Below are 18,162 nucleotides of genomic sequence, written 5' to 3' on the forward strand. Positions count from 1 at the left end.
GTCGGGGGGGCCGGGGGGGGGGGGGGGGGGGGGGGGGGCGGCGGCGCCCGGCCCCCGGGGTTTTGGGGGCCCCCGGGGGGGGGGGCCCCCCGCGGGGGGGGGCCCCCCCCCCGGCCGGGACGGCTGCGGTCAGTCCAGCGAGGCGGAGAGGCCGCTCGCCGACCGGCAGTAGCCCTGCATCTCCTTGTCGGTGAACTTGGCGCAGAGCCGGCCGGACGCCCCCGCGTCCGTGTAGTTGACCGTGTAGTAGCTGACCAGCCCCTCCGCGCAGGCCTTGCGCTGCCAGCCGTCGGCGGCGGTCGCGCACTGCTGGGCGGCCCAGTCCTCGCGGTCCAGGTTGTACTTCATGGTGCGCGAGCCGACGCCCCGGCTGCAGTCCACCGCCCCGCCGGAGGCCTTGCCGCCCAGGCACCACTTGAGGGCCTCGGCGTACACCTCGGGGTGGTTCGGGTAGTCGTGCGAGGAGAGGTAGAAGGTCGGCGCGTAGAAGTAGCAGGCGGACTGGAACAGTGCCGGCTGCTCCTTGCAGGGGTAGAGCGGGTCCTGGGCGAGCTTGTCGGCGGGGAGGTTGGCCTTGGCCTTCTCGTCCTCCTCGTCCGGGCCGAAGAGCTGCATGAACAGGCCCTCCGAGCAGCGGATCCGGTTCTGGTCGGTGGTGAACTTGTTGCACAGCTCGCGTGCCTTGGCGACGTCCTGCTTGGCGACGAACATCGTGCCGTGGCCGACGCCGTGGATGCACGGGCCGCTGTTCTTGGGCGCGCAGAGCTTGACCAGGTCGGTCTCGGGCTGGGGGGAGGCGTTGAGCATCTCCTCGACGGCGCCGTGCAGGTAGCCGGCCGCGCAGGTCTCGTGCGGGTAGGAGATGACCTTCTGGAAGTCGGCGTTGAACCGCTTGACCGCCGCGTGCCCGAGCTCGTGGGCGATCGGGTGGCAGAACCGGACGGTGTACGGCAGCTGCTTGGTGATCTTGTCGAGGTCGGCCAGGGCGACGCCGGGGTCGCTGGCGTCCATCTCGGCCATCAGCTTGTTGCGCAGCGTCGAGCGGGTCCACACCGCCGGGTCCCCGGTGGGGGTGGCGGTGGCACCGCCGGCCGGGACCGCGGTGCCGGCCGGCGCGCTGCCGGCCCCGGGGGCGGCCGCCCCGGCCACCGCGGCGGTGACCGGCTCGGGCGTCCAGTCGGTGACGGCCACCGACCCCAGGCCGAGCACCCCGAGCAGCAGGGCGGTGAGGATCGCGAAAGCTCGCGGTTGCATGACGGAGATCCCCCGGCGGATCGAGACGGACGGGACTCTCCCCATCCTGACGGCACGGGCTTCGGATTCCGTGTTTTCGGCCGCCATTCGGGAGGTGTCGGCGACGCTATCGCACGTCCCGCCAGGTCGACGAGGCGGGTTGGAGGCTGGTCACGGACCGTGCGACGGGGCCGGGCGGCGCGGTGTTCCGCGCCGCCCGGGTGCGCGCCGCTCAGAGCTCCAGGGACACCTGGTACTCCGTCAGCCACGCGTCGAGGTCCAGCGCCAGATCGGTCGCCAGCCGGACCGACTGCGGGTCGGTGTCCGGCGCGAGCGCGTCGGACACCGCCCGCCGGTCCAGCAGGGCGAGGGCGGGGGAGCCGGGGTCGGCGGCCAGCGCGGCGAGTTCGCCGCGCAGCAGCTGCGGATAGCGCGGGTCCTGCACGATCGGGTACGGGCTCTTCATCCGGTCGGCGATCTCGGCCGGCAGCACGTCCCGCACGGCGGCGCGCAGCAGGCTCTTCTCCCGGCCGTCGAAGTGCTTCATCGCCCACGGCGTGTTGAAGACGTACTGCACCAGCCGGTGGTCGCAGAACGGCACCCGCACCTCCAGCCCGGTGGCCATGCTCATCCGGTCCTTGCGGTCCAGCAGGATGCAGGCGAAGCGGGTCAGGTTGAGGTACGACACCTCCCGCATCCGCCGTTCGAACGGGTCGGCGTCCGGCAGGTGCGGGACCTCGGTGAGCGCCTCCCGGTAGCGGGCCTGCCGGTAGCCGTCCAGGTCGAGCTTGCCGAGCAGCTCCCGGTCCAGCAGCTGTTCGCGCGGTCCGCTGCCGGTGCCGCCGAGGCTGCTCAGCACGGGGGCCCACGGGAAGTCGTCGGCGTGGACGAGCCGTGGGTCGTGGAACCAGCGGTAGCCGCCGAACAGCTCGTCCGCGGACTCGCCGGACAGCGCCACCGTGGAGCGCTCGCGCACCCCGCGGAAGAGCAGCAGCAGCGAGGCGTCCATGTCGCCGACGCCGCCGGGCAGGTCCCGGGCGCGCAGGGTGGCCAGCCGCTGGGCCGGGGCGCCGAGGTCGGCGGTGTCCAGCTCGATCACCCGGTGGTCGGCGCCCACGTGCCGGGCGAGCATCTCCGCGTACGGGCCGTCCAGCGTGGTGCGGACGGCGTCCGGGGCGAAGTGCTCGGACTGGCCGGTGAAGTCGACCGCGAAGGAGCGGACCGGGCCGGCGCCGGCGGCGCGCAGCGTCCGGGCGGCCAGCGCGGTGACGGCGCTGGAGTCCAGGCCGCCGGAGAGCAGCGAGCAGAGCGGCACGTCGGCCTCCAGCTGGCGGTGGACGATGTCCTCCAGCAGTGCCCGGACGGTGCCGATCGTGGTGGCGAGGTCCTGGGTGTGCTCGCGGGCCTCCAGGGACCAGTACCGCCGCACCGTGGTGCCCTGGCGCCGCACCCGGACCACGTGGCCGGGCCGGACCTCGGCGATGCCCCGGTACGGGGTGCGCCCCGGGGTGCGGGCCAGCGTGAGCAGCTCGCGCAGCCCGTCCAGGTCGACCACCGGGCGCACCGAGGGGTGGGCGAGCAGCGCCTTCGGCTCGGAGCCGAAGACCACGCCGTCGGGTGTCGGGTGGTAGTGCAGCGGCTTGACGCCCATCCGGTCGCGGACCAGCAGCAGTTCCTCGGTGCGCGCGTCCCAGACGGCGAAGGCGAACATGCCGTTGAGCCGTTCGGCCAGGTGTTCGCCCCACTCCAGGTAGGCGCGCAGCACCACCTCGGTGTCGCTGCGGGTGCGGAAGCGGTGCCCGGCGGCCTCCAGCTCGGCGCGCAGTTCGCGGTGGTTGTACACCTCCCCGCTGTAGCTGAGGACGGCCAGCAGCCGGCCGTCGTGCTCGGCGGTCATCGGCTGGACGCCGCCCTCCAGGTCGAGCACCGCGAGGCGCCGGTGGCCCAGCGCGGCGTGCCGCTCCAGGCGGACGCCGCCGGCGTCCGGGCCGCGGCAGAGCTGGGTGTCCGTCATGGCCCCGAGCACCGTGTGCTCGACGGTCAGGTCACGGTCGTACGCGACCCACCCGGTGATCCCGCACATCAGCAAGCCTCCGGTTCTTCCGACACTCTTCCGACGCTCCCGTTCCTCCCCCGGACCCCCCGGTGTGTGAGCAAGTCATCACGCTACGTGGTCACTCGGGCGGCTTCAAGACCCCCGTTCATGCTTCGAACACGGCAAGATCCTGCCCGATTTCGGGCAGGATCTTTGATCTTTCGGCGAGAGGCCGCCTAGGCTCCCCACTCGTGTCCAGCTCGACCGGTCCTTCGCACCCTCACGACGACCTGCTCGCCCACCTCACCCGGACCAGCCCGCTGGGGCCCCGGGAGGCGGCGCGGGTGGTGGCGGAGGTGCTGGCGTACTTCTCCGAGACCACCGAGGAGTACGTCCGGCGCCGCCACGGCGAACTGCAGGCACGCGGCCTGACCAACGAGCGGATCTTCGCCCGGCTCGCCGAGGAGCTGCCGGCTCGCCGGGTCGCGGCACCCGAACTCTCGGCCCGGCAGCTGCGCCGGATCGTCTACGGCTGACCGGCCCGCGTTCAGGTCCTGTCGGCACGGCGCGTCCGGCCGGCCTCGTCTTCACGGAACCAAGGAGTCCACCATGTGCGGAATCGTGGCCTACATCGGCCCCAAGGACGCGACCCCCTTCCTGCTGGAGGGCCTCGCCCGGCTGGAGTACCGCGGCTACGACTCGGCCGGCGTCGCCGTCGCCGGACGCACCGGCGGCATCAAGGTCCGCAAGGTCAAGGGCCGGGTCGCCGACCTCGCCGCCGAGGTCCCCGCCCGCTTCAAGGGCACCACCGGCATCGGCCACACCCGCTGGGCCACCCACGGCGTCCCCAGCGACGCCAACGCCCACCCGCACCTGGACAACGCCGAGCGCGTCGCCGTCGTCCACAACGGCATCATCGAGAACGCCGACGAACTGCGCGTGCGGCTCGCCGCCGACGGCGCCGTCTTCCGCTCCGAGACCGACACCGAGGTGCTGTCCCACCTGATCGCCGCCCACGCCACCGAGGGCGTGGAGCTGGAGGAGGCCGTGCGCGCCGCCCTCGGCAAGGTCGTCGGCACCTACGGCATCGCCGTCCTCGACGCCGAGCAGCCCGACCGCGTCGTGGTCGCCCGCAACGGCAGCCCGATCGTGCTCGGCATCGGCGAGAAGGAGATGTTCGTCGCCTCCGACGTCTCCGCCCTGGTCCGCTACACCCGCCAGGTCGTCCACCTGGAGGACGGCGAGCTGGCCACCGTGCGCGCCGACGGCTTCCGCACCTTCACCGAGGACGCCCGCACCACCCACCGCCAGCCGTCCACCGTCGACTGGGAGATCGACTCCTACGACACCGGCGGCTACGAGCACTTCCTGCTCAAGGAGATCCACGAGCAGCCCGGCTCCGTCGAGCGCACCCTCAGCGGCCGCCTCGACGAGCGGTTCGCCACCGCCCACCTCGGCGGCCTCAACCTGGACGCCCGCGAGCTGCGCGAGATCCGCCGGGTCAAGATCCTCGGCTGCGGCTCCGCCTACTACGCCGGCGAGATGGGCGCCCAGCTGATCGAGGAGCTGGCCCGGATCCCCGCGCACAGCGAGCCCGCCTCCGAGTTCCGCTACCGCAACCCGGTCATCGAGGCCGACACCCTCTACATCGCGGTCAGCCAGTCCGGCGAGACCTACGACACCCTCGCCGCCGTCCAGGAGGTCAAGCGCAAGGGCGGCCGGGTGCTCGGCGTCGTCAACACCGTCGGCAGCGCCATCGCCCGCGAGTGCGACGGCGGCATCTACCTGCACGCCGGCCCGGAGATCTCGGTCGCCTCCACCAAGGCGTTCACCTCGACCGTCGTCGCCTTCGCGCTGCTCGCCCTGCACTTCGGCCGGATCCACGACCTCTCGCCCGCCGACGGCCGCCGGATCGTCTCCGCCCTCAACGCGCTGCCCGGCCAGATCCGCGAGATCCTCGCCCAGAGCGACGAGATCGCCGGCCTCGCCGCCGAGTACGCCGACTCCACCGGGATGATGTTCATCGGCCGGGTGCGCGGCTACCCCGTCGCCCGCGAGGGCGCGCAGAAGCTCAAGGAGATCTCCTACGTGCACGCCGAGGCCTACCCGGCGAGCGAGCTGAAGCACGGTCCGCTGGCCCTGATCAGCCCCGAGCTGCCCACCGTCGCCCTCGTCCCGGACGACGAGCTGCTCGACAAGAACCTCACCACCCTCGGCGAGATCAAGGCGCGCGCCGGCCGGGTCCTCGCCGTCGCCCACCGCCGCCCCGACGCCAAGCTCGCCGACCACTGCATCGTGGTCCCCAAGAGCGAGCCCGAGCTGGACCCGCTGCTCCTCAACATCCCGCTCCAACTGCTCGCCTACCACGCCGCCGTGGCCCTGGAGCGCGACGTCGACAAGCCCCGCAACCTCGCCAAGAGCGTCACCGTCGAGTAGCCGGGCGCACGCGCCCGGGGGCCGGCCGGGGGACACCCGACCGGCCCCCGGGCCCGGCGGAGGTCAGTAGTCGGCGCTGGGGGCGCGGGTGGTGGGGCCGAGGTCGGGTTCGTCGCGGAGTTCCAGCGACTCGCCGTGGCGGGTGAGTTCGAGGACGACGAGGGTGTTGCGGCCCGGTCGCCAGAGCGGGGCCGGGGCGTACAGGGTGCGCTGCGGGCCCTCGTCGGTGTGGCGGCCGAGCAGGAAGCCGTTCAGCCAGAGCAGGCCGCGGCCCCAGCCGGGCAGGGCGACGAAGGCGTCGGCGGGGGCGTCGAGGTCGGTCTCGAAGCGGTGGAAGGCGGGGTCGCCGTCGGCGGCGGCGAGGGTGTCGTGGAAGGCGAGGGCGGTGAGGTCGGTGAGCGGGAGGGGGCGGATCTCCCAGGTGTGCAGGCGCTGGCGCTCGTGCGAGACGCCGCGCCGGATGCCCTTGCGGTCGTCCAGCTGGGGGCCGTAGTTCGCCCGGCCGAGGGCCTCGACCAGGATGTCGAGGGTGACGCCGGCGGGGCCGGTGGCCAGCGGGAGGGTCTCGCCGGGGCGGTTGCGGTCGAGGACGCCGAGCGGTCGGCCGTCGGCGAAGACCTGGGCGCGGTCGCCGATGCCGTCGACGCGCAGCGGGAGTTCGGGGCGCGGGCCGGGGACGCGCGTGCGGTAGTGGATCAGGCCGAGCGACTGGCCGAGGCGCTCCATCGGCTCGGGGACGGGGCGGTGGACGGGGGTGGAGAGGGCGTCGAGGGAGTCGAGCAGGCGGGCCCGGCCGCTCGCGCGGTCCAGCCGGCGCGGTGCCAACCGGGGTGGCGGGGCCGGGAGTTCGACGTCGGGCAGCGGGAGGTGCTTGCCGATGACGGCCCGCAGCGCGTGGAACTTCTCGGTCAGCTCGCCCGCCTCGCCGATCGGCGCGTCGTAGTCGTAGCTGGTGGCGGTCGGCTCGTAGCCGGGGGTGTCCGGGCTGGTGCCGGCGTGGTTGGCGCCCGCCCAGAGGCCGAAGTTGGTGCCGCCGTGCGCCATGTAGAGGTTGACCGAGGCGCCGGTGGCGAGGAGCTCGTCGAGCGAGGCGGCGGTCTCCCCGGCGTCCCGGACGTGGTGCGGATCGCCGATCCGGTCGAACCAGCCGATCCAGAACTCCATGGCCGCCAGCGGGCCTTCGGGCTGCCGCCGGCGCAGCACCTCGAAGCGCTCGGGTGCCCGGGAGCCGAAGGTGGCGGTGGCCAGCAGGCCCGGGATCGCACCGCCCTGCTGCATGAAGTCCTCGGAGCCGTCGGCGGTGAACAGCAGGCAGTCGACGCCGCGGGAGACCAGGCCGTCGCGCAGGTGCGCCAGGTAGGCGGCGTCGTTGCCGTAGCTCCCGTACTCGTTCTCCACCTGGACGGCCACCACCGGGCCGCCCCGGCGGCCCAGCAGCGGCAGCAGCTCCGGCACCAGGGCGTCGAACCAGCCGTCCACCGCGGCGAGGAAGGCGGGGTCGGAGCTGCGCAGCCGGATCCCGTCCACGGCCAGCAGCCGGGCCGGCAGGCCGCCGAACTCCCACTCCGCGCAGATGTACGGGCCGGGGCGGAGGATCACGTCCAGCCCGTGCCGCTCGGCCAGCCGGACGAACCGGGCGACGTCCCGCCAGCCGGTGAAGTCGAACCCGCCGCCGGGGAGTTCGTGGAAGTTCCAGGGGATGTAGGTGTCCACCGTGTTGACGCCCAGGGCGCGCAGCCGGGCCAGCCGGTCGTCCCACAGCGCGGGGTGGACGCGGAAGTAGTGCAGCGCGCCGGAGACGATGCGGTGCGGGGCGCCGTTGCGGCGGAATCCGCTGCCGTCGACGTCGAGCTCGATCATGCGGACCAGCTTTCGGTGGTGGCGGTGGTGACGCGGGCCGCCGGAGGTCGGGCCCGGCGGTCGGGATCCCGGAAGCGTCGCAGGACCGAACGGGCGGTGCGGCGTGATCGTGCCCGCGCCGCGCGGGGGTTCTCCGCGCGCCGCTCCCGACCTAGACTGCTCAGCTCGCGCGGCATTACCGACGGGTAGGTAGGGAAGCCCGGGTCCGGTGCCGCCACCGACTGGCAGGGATGGGGAGTCCGGATGGCCGACGAGCGGGTGCACGCCTACGGGGACGACGCGCTGGGGGAGCACGACGCGGTGGCCCTGGCCGCCCTGGTGCGGGCCGGCGAGGTGAGCCCCGCCGAGCTGGCGGCGGCCGCCGCGGCCCGCGCCGAACGGGTGGACGCGGCGCTCGCGCCGGTCGCCTTCGCCGCGTACGGGCGGCCGCACGGTGGGGCCGGCGCCGGGTCGGACGCGCCGCTGTACGGCGTGCCCAGCTACCTCAAGGACAACACCGACCTGCGCGGCATGCCCACCGGCCAGGGCAGTTCGGCCTTCCGCGCCCGGCCGGCCCGCCGCACCGCCGGCTTCGCCGAGCAGTTCCTCGGCACCGGCCTGTCCGTCCTCGGCAAGACCCGGCTGCCGGAGTTCGGCCTCAACGCCTCCACCGAGTACGCCGCGGCCCGCCCGGTCCGCAACCCCTGGCGGACCTCGCACTCGCCGGGCGCCTCCTCCGGCGGCGCGGCCGCCCTGGTCGCCTCCGGCGTCGTCCCGATCGCGCACGCCAACGACGGCGGCGGCTCGATACGGATCCCCGCCGCCTGCTGCGGCCTGGTCGGCCTGAAGCCCACCCGCGGCCGGATGGTGCCCAACGCCCAGGGCCGCCGGCTGCCGGTCGACCTGATCACCGACGGCGTGCTGACCCGCTCCGTCCGCGACACCGCCGCGTTCCTCGCCGCCGCCGAACGCCACCACCGCAACCCGGCGCTGCCCCCGCTCGGCCTGGTCGAGGGCCCCGGCGCGCGCCGGCTGCGGATCGGCCTCGCGGTGGACTCCCCGACGGCGCCCACCGACGGGCCGACCCGGGCGGCGGTCGAGGAGACCGCCGCCCGGCTGGCCGCGCTGGGCCACGAGGTGACGCCGGTGCGGCTTCCGTTCGGCGAGGAGTTCTCCCGGGACTTCGTCCTCTACTGGGGCTACCTCGCCTTCCTGATCGCCACGACCGGCCGGCTGACCGTCGACCCCGGCTTCCGGGCGGCCCGGCTCGACGGGCTCACCACCGGCCTGCGGCGGCTCTTCCACCGCGAGTTCGCCAAGGTGCCGGGCGTGGTGCGGCGGCTGCGCCGGGCGGAGCGGACGTACGCGGGGATGTTCCGCACCCACGACGCGGTCCTGTCGCCGGTGCTGGCGCACGTCCCGCCGCCGATCGGCCACCTGAGCCCGAACGTCGAGTTCGGTGAGCTGCTGGAGCGGCTCACCCGCTACGTCGCCTTCACCCCGGTCAACAATGTCTCCGGCGGCCCCGCCGTCGCCCTGCCGGTCGGCGCGAGCCCCGAGGGCCTGCCGGTGGGCGTGCACCTGTCGGCCGCCCACGGCGAGGAACGGCTGCTCCTGGAGCTGGCGTTCGCGCTGGAGGCGGACCGGCCCTGGCGGCGGATCCAGGACTGACCGCCCCGGGCGCCGTCAGCCGAGGACCGGGGAGGCGATCGCGCGGGCCGCGCGGACCTCGCGGCGCAGCGGGGCGAGGACGTCGTCGCCGCTGCCGGGGGCGGCGCCGGTGCCGGGCGCGGGGGCGGGCTCGGGTCCGGCGGGGGTGGCGTCGGGCGGGGCGGGCAGCGGGGTGCCGGTGCGGAGCGCCTCGGCCAGCGCGGCGAGGTCGCCGGCGATGGCGGCGACCTCCCGCGCGGGCGGCGCCGGGACGCCGTGCTCGACCCGGACCCGGGTGGCGGTGGTCGCCTCCACCACCCGCTCGACCGCGATCACCAGCGGCCACCACGCGGCCGCCCGGGTGCCGGTCGGCGGCGGCTCGGTGAGGGCGCGCTGGAACTCGGAGCGGACCGCCGAGAGGTCCCGGTAGAGCCGTCGGCGCCGGCGCGGCCGGGAGGGCTGGTCGCGGCCGGGGGCGGCGGCGAAGGCCATCGCCACGTACGCGGCGGTGTCCGCGACCGCGTCGGCCAGCCGGTCGCCGATCCGGGTGTGCCAGGACTCCGGCCAGCAGAGGTAGCCGGCCACCAGGGCGATCCCGCAGCCGATCAGCGAGTCGTACAGCCGGGGCAGCACCAGCCCGAAGCCCTGGTGGTTGAGCAGGTCGGAGAGCAGCAGGATGACCGGCGTGATGGCCGCCGTCTGGAAGGCGTAGCCCTTCGCCGAGAACGCCGGGATCAGGGTGGCCAGCAGCGCGAGGGTCGGCACGTCCCACCAGCCGCGCGGCACCTCGGCGAGCACCGGGATCGCGATCAGCAGCCCGAGGGCCGTGCCGAAGGCGCGCAGCACGGCGCGCGAGAACACCGAGCCGAAGTCCGGCTTCAGGACGAAGGTGACGGTCAGCGCGACCCAGTACGAGCGGGGCACCGGCAGCACCGAGACCAGCGCCTGGGCCAGGCCGATGCACAGCGCCAGCCGCAGGCCGTACCGCCAGGACGCGCCGGACAGCAGCGCGGCCCGCGCCGCTCGCCGGGCCCGCTCGCCGGGGGCGGCGGGGCGGCCGAGCCGGTCGGGGTCGGCGTCGGCGCGCCCGGGCTCGGCGTCGACCGCGGCCGCGTAGCGCAGGGCCTGGTCCAGGGCCCGTTCCGACGGCCCGGTCGGCGGCGGCAGGGCGAGGAAGGCGGCGGGGTCCTCGCCCGGGGCGGGGGCGGCCCGGCCGCGTTCGACGGCGTCGGCGAGCGTCAGGACGGCGGCGGGGTACGCCTCCGGCAGCGGGCCGAGCCGGGCGACCGGGCGCAGTTTCGCGGCGGAGGCCGCCTCGACGACCGGTATCAGCGCGTTGAGCCGGGCGATCAGCCGGGCCAGCCCGGGCGAGCGGCCGTGCCGGCGGGTGCGGTGGGCGAGCAGCAGGTCGTACGAGGAGTTGAGCGACTGGGTGACGGCCAGCCGCCGTTCGTCGTGCTCCGGGGTGCCGGCGGCGCGGACGAACGCGGCGACGGCCCGGTAGCTGCCGGCCACCGCCGCCCGTTCCGGCACGCCGCCGCGCAGCGGCCAGGCGAACAGGGTGAGCAGCAGCACCACCGCGCCGCCGGCGAGCAGCAGCAGCGGCGCCGTCCACCACGGGCGCGGCATCGGCAGGCCGGCCCCGACGACGGCGTTGAGCAGGAGCAGCAGACCGGAGACGGAGGCGACCGAGCCGATCGAGGAGATCATCCCGGAGACCAGCGCGACCAGCGTCAGGACGGCGACGGCTGCCCAGTCGCGCCCGAACACCACGGTGCCGAGCGCGACGCCGACGGCGCCGAACAGCTGCGGCACGGCGATGTTGAAGACCCGCATCCGGTAGGCGTCGGCGGTGTCGCCGATGACGGCGGACAGGGCGCCCATCGACGCCAGCGCCCCGTACGCCGGCCTGCCCGCCGCCAGCCCGACGGCCAGCGGCGCCGCCAGCGCCACCGCGGCCCGGGCCACCGCCGCCCACGGGACCGGCGCCGGCTGCGGCCGCAGCCCGGCGGTCAGCCACTTCGGAGGTGAGAGCCGGCCACCCGGCGCGTCCTGTGCCATGCCGTCAACCTACGGCGCCAGCCCGCGCCGCCCCGGGCGCGGCACGCGCGGCCGCGCCGCACCGGGCCGGCCGCACGGGCGGGGACCGTCGAGGAGCGCACCCGGTGCCCGGTCCCGCGGCGGGCCGGCCGGCGGCCCGTCAGGTGGTGACCGGCTCGGGGGTCGGGAGCGGGGTGTCGGCGGGGCGGGGGGTCGTGGGCAGGTCGCGGGTGCGGCCGACGGGGGAGAAGAGCAGGACGAGCGCGGCCAGGGGCACCCCGGCGGTGGTGATCCACAGGGCCGGGCGCAGGCCGAGCGCGGTGCCGAGGGCGCCGGCGAGGAGGGCGCCGAGCGGGATGGTGCCGTAGCTGAGGACGGCGCCGCCGGCACTGATGCGGCCGAGCAGCTCGGGCGGGCAGTAGCGCTGCTGGAAGCTCGACTTGATCACGTTTCCGGCCACCACGCCCACCGAGACGCCGAACCCGCCGGCGGCGTAGCAGAGCACGCCCGAGCCGGGGCCGGTGAGCGGGATCAGCAGGGCGAGCGCGCACAGGCCGAGCTCGAAGAGGACCATCGCGCGGGCCGTGCCGATCCGCGCGGCGACCCGGCGGGCCACGAAGGCGCCGAGGACGCCGCCGCTGCTGACCGTCGCGATCAGCCCGCCGACGGTGCCCGGGGCGAGGCCGACCTCGCGGACCAGGAAGGCGACCTGGATCGACTGGTAGCCCATCAGCGCCAGGTTGGAGGCGCCGGCGAACAGGGCGAAGGTGCGCAGCCAGGGGTCCCCGGCGAGCAGCCGCAGGCCCTCGCCGACCTCGCGGCGCAGGGACCGGTCGGCGGCGGCCCGGGGCGGCGTCTCGCGGTGCCGGATGCGGCCCAGGCAGAGCAGCGAGACCAGGAAGGTCGCCGCGTTCGCGAACATGCCGTTGGCGGCGCCCGCGAGTTGGGCGATCAGGCCGCCGGAGCCGAGACCGGCGATCTGGGCGGCGGAGGCGCTGCCGTGCAGCTTGGCGTTGCCCTCGGGCTGGTCGGCGGGGGAGAGCAGGTCGGGCAGGTAGGCGGTGTAGGCGGTCTGGAAGAAGACGGCCGCGGTGCCGGCGAGCAGGGAGACGGCCAGCAGCAGCCCGACACTCAGCCGGCCCGCCCAGCCGGCGACCGGGACGGCGGCGAACAGTGCGAGCGAGGCGCCCGCGGCGGCCAGCATGACCGGGCGGCGGCGTAAGCGGTCCACCCAGACGCCGACCGGCAGGCCCATGACCAGCCAGGGGGCCCAGGCGGCGGCGCTCAGCAGGCCGATCTCGAAGGTGGAGGCGTGCAGTTCGGAGACGGCGATCAGCGGCATGGCGACGCCGGTGACGGAGGAGCCGAACTTGCCGGCCGTCTCGCCGCACCAGAGCAGGCGGAAGTCCCGGTGGCGGCGCAGCAGGCTGCGCGGGGCGGTGGCGTCCCGGTTCACCCGGCGTCCCCTTCCCGGCCCCCGGCGCCCTCGGGTGAGTCCGGCGCCCCGGGCTGCGGGCGGCGCGGGAAGGACTGGAGCTGGACGACGACCGGCAGGGCCGCCGGGTCCGGCTCGGCGTCCGGGTCCGGCCGGTGGCGTGTGACGACGGCGAACAGTTCGTCGTTGAGCGCCCGCAGCTGGGCGGGCGTCAGCCGCAGCCGGCTCCAGTCGGAGATGGTGCCGGCGCTGCGCCACTCGTCCGGCCAGTCCTCGGTGATGTAGGTGTTGATCCGGTTGAAGTACTGCCCGACGAGTTCGTGCAGGTAGAGCGAGACCGCGCCGCGGCTGTCCGGGTCGTCGCGGAAGTCGGTGGTGTTGAGCTGGTTGGTGACGGGAACGCGCCGCCACCAGCGCTCGCGCTTGGTGCCGCGGCCGGTCTCCTCCTCGATGAACCCGTGTTCGGCGAGGTGGCGCAGGTGCCAGCTGACGGTGCCGGTGTTCTCGCCGAGCCGCTCGGCGAGCCGGGTGGCGGTCGCCGGGCCGTCGAGGTTCAGCAGTTCGAAGATCTTCATCCGCAGCGGGTGCGCGAGGCCGCGCAGGCTGCGCGCGTCGAGCCGGCGCATCGGCCGCTCGGGCTCGCCGGGCGTCGCGGGAGCTGAGGGAGCCACGGGAGCTGCGGGAGGCGTGGGAGACGTGGGAGGCGTGGGAGCCGCGGGCGTGCCGGGCGGCACGGGGTGTTCGCTGGGCATGACGGAATCGTAGGATGCAGAGACTTCTCTGCATAGGGGTCTCTGCAGAGAAGTCTCTGTAAGGTGCCGGCGGGTCGGTTACGGCGCGTCGGTCCCGGTGTGCCGGGCCAGGGCCTCGCGCAGCCGGGTCAGCCGGGCGATCTCCGCGTCGAGGGCGGCGAGCCGCTGTTCGATCACCGGGGCGAAGGTGTCCGGCCCGAAGTCGTCCTCCGACGCGCAGCTGCGCGGCGGGTCCGCGGCGAGCAGGTCCAGCCGGTGCGAGCGGCTGGCGAGGTCCTCGACGGTGAGCCCGAGGGCCAGCAGCGCCCGGATCACCCGCACCCGGTTCACCGTCTCCGGACCGTACTCGCGCTGGCCCGCGGCGGTGCGGGCGGGCGGTGGCAGCAGGCCCCGCTCCTCGTAGAAGCGCAGCGCCCGCGGTGTGGTGCCCGCGGCCGCCGCCGCGTCGCCGATCCTCATCCGTCCCGCCATCCGCCCTCCCCGAGCGCGCCCCGGCTACAGTTCGACGACCGTGGCGCCGAAGACGTCACCGTCGATCAGCCGGGACAACGCTCCGGGGGCCTGCTCGATGCCCGGCAGGACCGTCATCGGGACGGTCAGCCGACCGGCGCGCAGCCAGCCGCCGAGCCGCTCGCGCCACTCCGGGTCCAGCTCCTCGTAGCGCTGCCCGCTGATGCCGTGCACGGTGACGTTCCGGGTGAGCAGCCGGAAGCTGTCCACCACGGTCGGCGCGTCGGCGCCGCGCCGGGCCGGGTCCATCTGCCCGGCGAGCGAGCCGATCAGGGCGAAGCGCGCGTCCGGCCGGGCGGCGTCCACGGCCGCCGTCAGCTGCTCGCCGCCGACCATGTCCAGCAGCACGTCGATGCCGTCCGGGGCGGCCGCGGCGAGCTGGTCGGCGATCGGGCCCTGCCCGCGCACCAGCACGGCGTCGTAGCCGAACTCGTCGGTCAGCCGCTTCGCCTTGGCGGCCGAGCCGGTGGTGCCGATCACCCGGGCCGCCCCGAGCAGCCGGGCCACCTGCCCGGACACCGTGCCGATCGCCCCCGCCGCTCCGGTGACCAGGACGACGTCCCCCTCCCGGACCGCCGCCGCCCGGGTCAGCGCGCCGTAGCCCACGAGGCCGGGGGAGAGCAGGGCGAGCGGGTCGGGGAAGCCGTCCTCCACCCGGGTGAACGCGGCGGCTCCGGCCACCGCGTGGTCGCGCCAGCCGAGCAGATGGGTGACCAGGTCGCCGGGGCGCAGCGGGCCGCCGTCCGGCGCGGCCAGGACCTCGCCGACGGCCGGCCCGAGCAGCGGGTCGCCCGGCCGGATCGAGAAGGGCGCGTCGGCGAAGGCGCCGCCGATGAGCGTGCGCAGGCCGGGGAGGACCACGAAGCCCCGGTTGCGGACGAGCACCTCGTCCGGGCCCGGGGCGGCCAGCGGGCGCTCGGCCACGGTGAAGTGCTCGGGACGGGGCAGCCCGGGCGGGGCGGCGACGAGCCGGACCTCGCGGACGGTGGTGGGGAAGGACGGCATGGGCGGACTCCAGGGTGCTCGGGCAGCGGCGCGGCGGCCGTTCCGCCACGCGGTGCGGGGACGCTAACCCCTGCCCCGCGCGTCAGGGGCAAGTCCGCGGTTCGGCGCGCGGTGATCACCCGGCGGGCGGCCCGGTGATCTTCTAGAGTCACGTCCGGTACGACCGTAGGACCGCACGACTGAACGACCGTATGACTGCACGACCTCACGACCTCACGACCTCACGACCGCACGCACCGGCACCACGGAGAGGCAGCACCACCATGTCCGAGCAGCAGGCGCCCGCGCCCTTCCAGCCCGTCGACGAGGACTGGCAGACCGCCCTGGTCGTCGTCGCCCACCCCGACGACATGGAGTACGGCGGGGCCGCCGCCGTCGCCCGGTGGACGGACCAGGGCAAGAAGGTCGTCTACGTGATGGTCACCAGCGGCGAGGCTGGCATCGACGGCATGGCCCCCGAGCGGTGCGGCCCGCTGCGCGAGGCCGAGCAGATCGCCTCCGCCGCCGTCGTCGGCGTGGACACCGTCGAGTTCCTCGGCCACCCGGACGGCGTCGTCGAGTACGGCCTGCCGCTGCGCCGCGACATCGCCCGCGCGGTGCGCCGGCACCGTCCGGACATCGTGATCACCAGCAACTTCCGAGACACCTGGGGCGGGGTCTTCCTCAACCAGGCCGACCACATCGCCGTCGGCCGGGCCACCCTGGACGCGGTGCGGGACGCGGGCAACCGCTGGGTCTTCCGCGAGCTGGTCGACGAGGGGCACGAGCCGTGGGACGGGGTCCAGCAGATCTGGGCGGCCGGCTCGCCCGACGCCGCGCACGCGGCGGACACCACCGGGCACTTCGACCGCGGCGTCGCCTCGCTGGAGGCCCACAAGGCCTACCTGGCCGGCCTCGGCGGCGCGATGGCGGACGCCCGCGGCTTCCTGGAGGGCGCCGGCCGCGGCGCGGGCACCCGCCTCGGGACGCGCTTCGCCGTCGCCTTCGAGGTCTTCCCGCTCCGTTAGGGCGTCGGCGGCGGCGTCGGTGAAGGCGCCGCGTCGGCCGTGTGGCGGGTTGGGTGGGCGGTGGGGTTGCGGCGCAGGGCGAGGACCGTGAGGTCGTCCCGGCGGCGGCCGAGGCTGTAGCGGTGGACGTCCTCGTCGACGGCCTCGGGGAGCTGGTCCGGGGTGCGGTCGCCGAGGGCGCGCAGCCGCTGCTCGACCGGGTAGAAGGCGCCCGCGCGGTCCTGCGCCTCGGTGACCCCGTCGGTGAGCAGCACCAGCGTCCCGTCGGCGGGGAGGTCGAACCACTGGACGGTCCGCACCTCCCCGGCCAGGTCGGCGAGCCCCAGCGGCACGCCGGGGGCCAGCGGGACGGCCTCCGCGGTCCCGGCGGTCAGCAGGTACGGGGCGAGGTGGCCGCAGTTGACGGCCTGCACGGCGGCGGTGCGGTCCAGGCAGAGCACGGTGGCGGTGACGAAGCGTTCGACCTCACCGCTCTGTGCCGCGTACGCGTTGTGCCGGGTGACCGCGGCCTCCAGGGCGAGGGCGACGTCGGTGAGCGCGGGCTCGCGGAAGGCCGCTTCGCGGAAGGCGCCGAGCACGGCGAAGCCGGTGCCGATCGCGGGCAGGCCCTTGCCCTGGACGTCGCCGATGACGACCCGGGTGCCGTAGGGCGTGTCGGCGATGTCGTAGAGGTCGCCGCCGACCATGGCGTCCTCCTCGATCGGCCGGTAGCGGCCGTGCAGCAGGACGTCGGGGGTCAGGGCGGGCAGCGGGCGCAGCAGTTGGCGCTGGAGGGCGACGGCGCTCTGCCGCATCCGGTGGAGCTCGTGCTCGCGCCGCACCCGGCGGGCGCAGAGCAGCACGGCGAAGACCGAGGCGCCGACGACGGTGGCCAGCGTCAGGGCCCGCCCGTTGATCGACTCCGGCGGGAAGTACACCGAGCTGACGACGATCACCCCGGTGACCCAGATCGCCGCGCCGAGGGTCTGGGCGAGCGTGCCCAGGCCGGCCAGCAGCGCGGGGACGAACACCAGCAGCAGGACGAGCCGGGCGCTGGTGCCGCCCACGGCCTGCGCGCCCAGGGCCAGGGCGGTGGCCCCGAGGACGGACAGGACGACGGTCCGGTTGGCGGGCGCCCGGTGCGCTTCCGCGCTCCCGGGGCCCGTGCGCGTCCCGACCTCGGTCATCCTCGCCTCCCAGGTGATCGTTTCCAGGCTCACCGGCCGGGGCGCCCGTCGCAACCGCGCCCGGCTCCGTCGCCACCGCACCCGGTCCCGTCGCCACCGGGCCCGGCCCCGGGGGCCGCGCAGCAGGTACCGGGCGGCGAGCAGGACGGCGAGGGCACCGAGCGCGAGCAGCAGCCACAGCTGGTAGCGCACCGCCGTCCGCCAGACCGTGCCGACGTGGCTGCCGGCCAGGTAGCCGACGGCGGCCCACACGCCCACCCAGAGCGCGGCGCCGAGCACGTTGAACACCTGGAACCGGGGCCAGGGCATGCCGGTCGTCCCGGCGATGATGCCGTTGGTCTGCCGCAGCCCGTCGACGAACCGGGCGACCGTCACCACCTGGCCGCCGTGCCGGGCGAAGAACACCTCGGCGCCGGCCATGCGCTCCGGCGTGAGCAGCACGTACCGGCCCCAGCGGTGCACGAAGGCGCGGCCGCCGGTGGCGCCGATCAGGTGGCCCAGGGTGTTGCCGAGCACCGCCGCCGTGAAGGCGATGGCCACCACGGCGGCGAACTCCAGGTGGCCGGTGCCCGCGAAGACGGCCGCCAGCACCAGCACGGTCTGCCCGGGCGCGGGGATCCCGCAGTTGTCGAGCAGCACGAACAGGGCCAGCGCCGGGTAGCCGTACTGCTCCAGCAGGGGCGCGAGCGCGGCCAGCGGCCCGGGCAGGGCCGGGGTGCCGGCGGCGGAGGCCGCCGCGGGCAGCACGGCTCACCGCCCCGGGCCGGACGGGCGCGGGGCGGTGGCCGGTGGCGTCAGTGGATCGCCTCGCGGGGTTCGATGTTGCAGTCCGGGCCGGGGTAGATCAGGCCGGTGTGGCCGTCCTCGAAGCGGACCACGTAGGGCGGTTGGCCGTCCTGGCCGCGCACCTCCACGATCTCGCCCTTCTGGTCGACCATGCCCACCGCCCGGCTGTGGATGTGGAGCTGGTCGCCTACCGCTGCGTGCATGGTCTTGCTCCTCGGGGTTCGGGGGACAGCGGGGACCGGTGGGCCGGCTGGTGCCGCCCTCCTGT

The 18,162-nt window shown here is 75.4% G+C and carries 14 protein-coding genes; 4 read left to right on the forward strand and 10 right to left on the reverse strand.

Going from position 1 to position 18,162, the window contains the following annotated elements:
• Positions 1-129: 129 nt before the first annotated feature.
• Both ACFC0B_RS09950 and asnB read right to left on the reverse strand, forming a co-directional pair.
• Positions 130-1,254, reverse strand: coding sequence for a hypothetical protein (locus tag ACFC0B_RS09950; RefSeq protein WP_376084403.1), 1,125 nt, complete (start codon positions 1,252-1,254; stop codon positions 130-132).
• Positions 1,255-1,465: 211 nt separating this feature from the next.
• A complete protein-coding gene (gene asnB, locus ACFC0B_RS09955) occupies positions 1,466-3,316 on the reverse strand; it encodes an asparagine synthase (glutamine-hydrolyzing) (RefSeq protein WP_376084405.1) in 1,851 nt (616 codons plus the stop codon).
• Between the two features lie 203 nt (positions 3,317-3,519).
• On the opposite strand from asnB, the gene ACFC0B_RS09960 reads away from it, so the two are divergent.
• Entirely contained in the window at positions 3,520-3,804 is a 285-nt protein-coding gene (locus tag ACFC0B_RS09960) for a hypothetical protein (RefSeq protein WP_376084407.1), read from the forward strand.
• Between the two features lie 73 nt (positions 3,805-3,877).
• A complete protein-coding gene (gene glmS / locus ACFC0B_RS09965; protein WP_376084409.1) occupies positions 3,878-5,704 on the forward strand; it encodes a glutamine--fructose-6-phosphate transaminase (isomerizing) in 1,827 nt (608 codons plus the stop codon).
• A gap of 63 nt (positions 5,705-5,767) precedes the next feature.
• Here the strand turns inward: glmS and ACFC0B_RS09970 are convergent, their stop codons facing one another.
• Positions 5,768-7,564 (reverse strand): beta-galactosidase family protein, encoded by a 1,797-nt coding sequence (locus tag ACFC0B_RS09970; RefSeq protein ID WP_376084410.1) that lies wholly within the window; start codon positions 7,562-7,564, stop codon positions 5,768-5,770.
• A 243-nt stretch (positions 7,565-7,807) separates the two neighbouring features.
• On the opposite strand from ACFC0B_RS09970, the gene ACFC0B_RS09975 reads away from it, so the two are divergent.
• Positions 7,808-9,214, forward strand: a complete 1,407-nt coding sequence (locus ACFC0B_RS09975) for an amidase (protein ID WP_376084411.1) — start codon at positions 7,808-7,810, stop codon at positions 9,212-9,214.
• 15 nt (positions 9,215-9,229) lie between these two features.
• Here ACFC0B_RS09975 and ACFC0B_RS09980 read toward each other — a convergent pair whose 3' ends face one another.
• The 5 genes from ACFC0B_RS09980 to ACFC0B_RS10000 all read right to left on the reverse strand — a co-directional run bounded on the left by ACFC0B_RS09980 (position 9,230) and on the right by ACFC0B_RS10000 (position 14,935).
• Positions 9,230-11,254, reverse strand: coding sequence for an FUSC family protein (locus ACFC0B_RS09980; RefSeq protein ID WP_376084413.1), 2,025 nt, complete (start codon positions 11,252-11,254; stop codon positions 9,230-9,232).
• A 139-nt stretch (positions 11,255-11,393) separates the two neighbouring features.
• The gene (locus ACFC0B_RS09985) at positions 11,394-12,689 is read right to left on the reverse strand and encodes an MFS transporter (protein WP_376084415.1); all 1,296 of its coding nucleotides are present in this window, start codon (positions 12,687-12,689) and stop codon (positions 11,394-11,396) included.
• Entirely contained in the window at positions 12,686-13,294 is a 609-nt protein-coding gene (locus ACFC0B_RS09990; protein ID WP_376085086.1) for an ArsR/SmtB family transcription factor, read from the reverse strand. The genes ACFC0B_RS09985 and ACFC0B_RS09990 overlap by 4 nt, the downstream gene beginning before the upstream one ends.
• Before the next feature lie 204 nt (positions 13,295-13,498).
• On the reverse strand, positions 13,499-13,879 hold the full coding sequence (locus tag ACFC0B_RS09995) for a MerR family transcriptional regulator (protein ID WP_376085088.1): 381 nt from the start codon (positions 13,877-13,879) through the stop codon (positions 13,499-13,501).
• Between the two features lie 36 nt (positions 13,880-13,915).
• Positions 13,916-14,935: an MDR family NADP-dependent oxidoreductase gene (locus ACFC0B_RS10000; protein ID WP_376084416.1), complete on the reverse strand. Its 1,020-nt coding sequence runs from the start codon at positions 14,933-14,935 to the stop codon at positions 13,916-13,918.
• 263 nt (positions 14,936-15,198) lie between these two features.
• Between ACFC0B_RS10000 and ACFC0B_RS10005 the strand changes: the two genes are divergently transcribed.
• Positions 15,199-15,942, forward strand: a complete 744-nt coding sequence (locus ACFC0B_RS10005; RefSeq protein ID WP_376084418.1) for a PIG-L deacetylase family protein — start codon at positions 15,199-15,201, stop codon at positions 15,940-15,942.
• On the opposite strand, the gene ACFC0B_RS10010 is transcribed toward ACFC0B_RS10005, so the two are convergent.
• Both ACFC0B_RS10010 and ACFC0B_RS10015 read right to left on the reverse strand, forming a co-directional pair.
• A complete protein-coding gene (locus ACFC0B_RS10010) occupies positions 15,939-17,855 on the reverse strand; it encodes a SpoIIE family protein phosphatase (RefSeq protein WP_376084420.1) in 1,917 nt (638 codons plus the stop codon). The two genes, ACFC0B_RS10005 and ACFC0B_RS10010, sit on opposite strands and share 4 nt — an antisense overlap.
• Before the next feature lie 47 nt (positions 17,856-17,902).
• Positions 17,903-18,097, reverse strand: coding sequence for a DUF1918 domain-containing protein (locus tag ACFC0B_RS10015; protein ID WP_350544413.1), 195 nt, complete (start codon positions 18,095-18,097; stop codon positions 17,903-17,905).
• Positions 18,098-18,162 lie beyond the last annotated feature (65 nt).

Source organism: Kitasatospora sp. NPDC056184, assembly GCF_042268405.1.
GTDB lineage: Bacteria > Actinomycetota > Actinomycetes > Streptomycetales > Streptomycetaceae > Kitasatospora.

What these genes read in the sequence shown, in the direction of transcription:
- ACFC0B_RS09950 (WP_376084403.1), bottom strand. Translation starts at nt 1,254, where the DNA reads ATGCAACCGCGAGCTTTCGCGATCCTCACCGCCCTGCTGCTCGGGGTG.
- asnB (WP_376084405.1), bottom strand. Translation starts at nt 3,316, where the DNA reads ATGTGCGGGATCACCGGGTGGGTCGCGTACGACCGTGACCTGACCGTC.
- glmS (WP_376084409.1), top strand. Translation starts at nt 3,878, where the DNA reads ATGTGCGGAATCGTGGCCTACATCGGCCCCAAGGACGCGACCCCCTTC.
- ACFC0B_RS09970 (WP_376084410.1), bottom strand. Translation starts at nt 7,564, where the DNA reads ATGATCGAGCTCGACGTCGACGGCAGCGGATTCCGCCGCAACGGCGCC.
- ACFC0B_RS09975 (WP_376084411.1), top strand. Translation starts at nt 7,808, where the DNA reads ATGGCCGACGAGCGGGTGCACGCCTACGGGGACGACGCGCTGGGGGAG.
- ACFC0B_RS09980 (WP_376084413.1), bottom strand. Translation starts at nt 11,254, where the DNA reads ATGGCACAGGACGCGCCGGGTGGCCGGCTCTCACCTCCGAAGTGGCTG.
- ACFC0B_RS09990 (WP_376085086.1), bottom strand. Translation starts at nt 13,294, where the DNA reads ATGCGCCGGCTCGACGCGCGCAGCCTGCGCGGCCTCGCGCACCCGCTG.
- ACFC0B_RS09995 (WP_376085088.1), bottom strand. Translation starts at nt 13,879, where the DNA reads ATGAGGATCGGCGACGCGGCGGCGGCCGCGGGCACCACACCGCGGGCG.
- ACFC0B_RS10000 (WP_376084416.1), bottom strand. Translation starts at nt 14,935, where the DNA reads ATGCCGTCCTTCCCCACCACCGTCCGCGAGGTCCGGCTCGTCGCCGCC.
- ACFC0B_RS10005 (WP_376084418.1), top strand. Translation starts at nt 15,199, where the DNA reads ATGTCCGAGCAGCAGGCGCCCGCGCCCTTCCAGCCCGTCGACGAGGAC.
- ACFC0B_RS10015 (WP_350544413.1), bottom strand. Translation starts at nt 18,097, where the DNA reads ATGCACGCAGCGGTAGGCGACCAGCTCCACATCCACAGCCGGGCGGTG.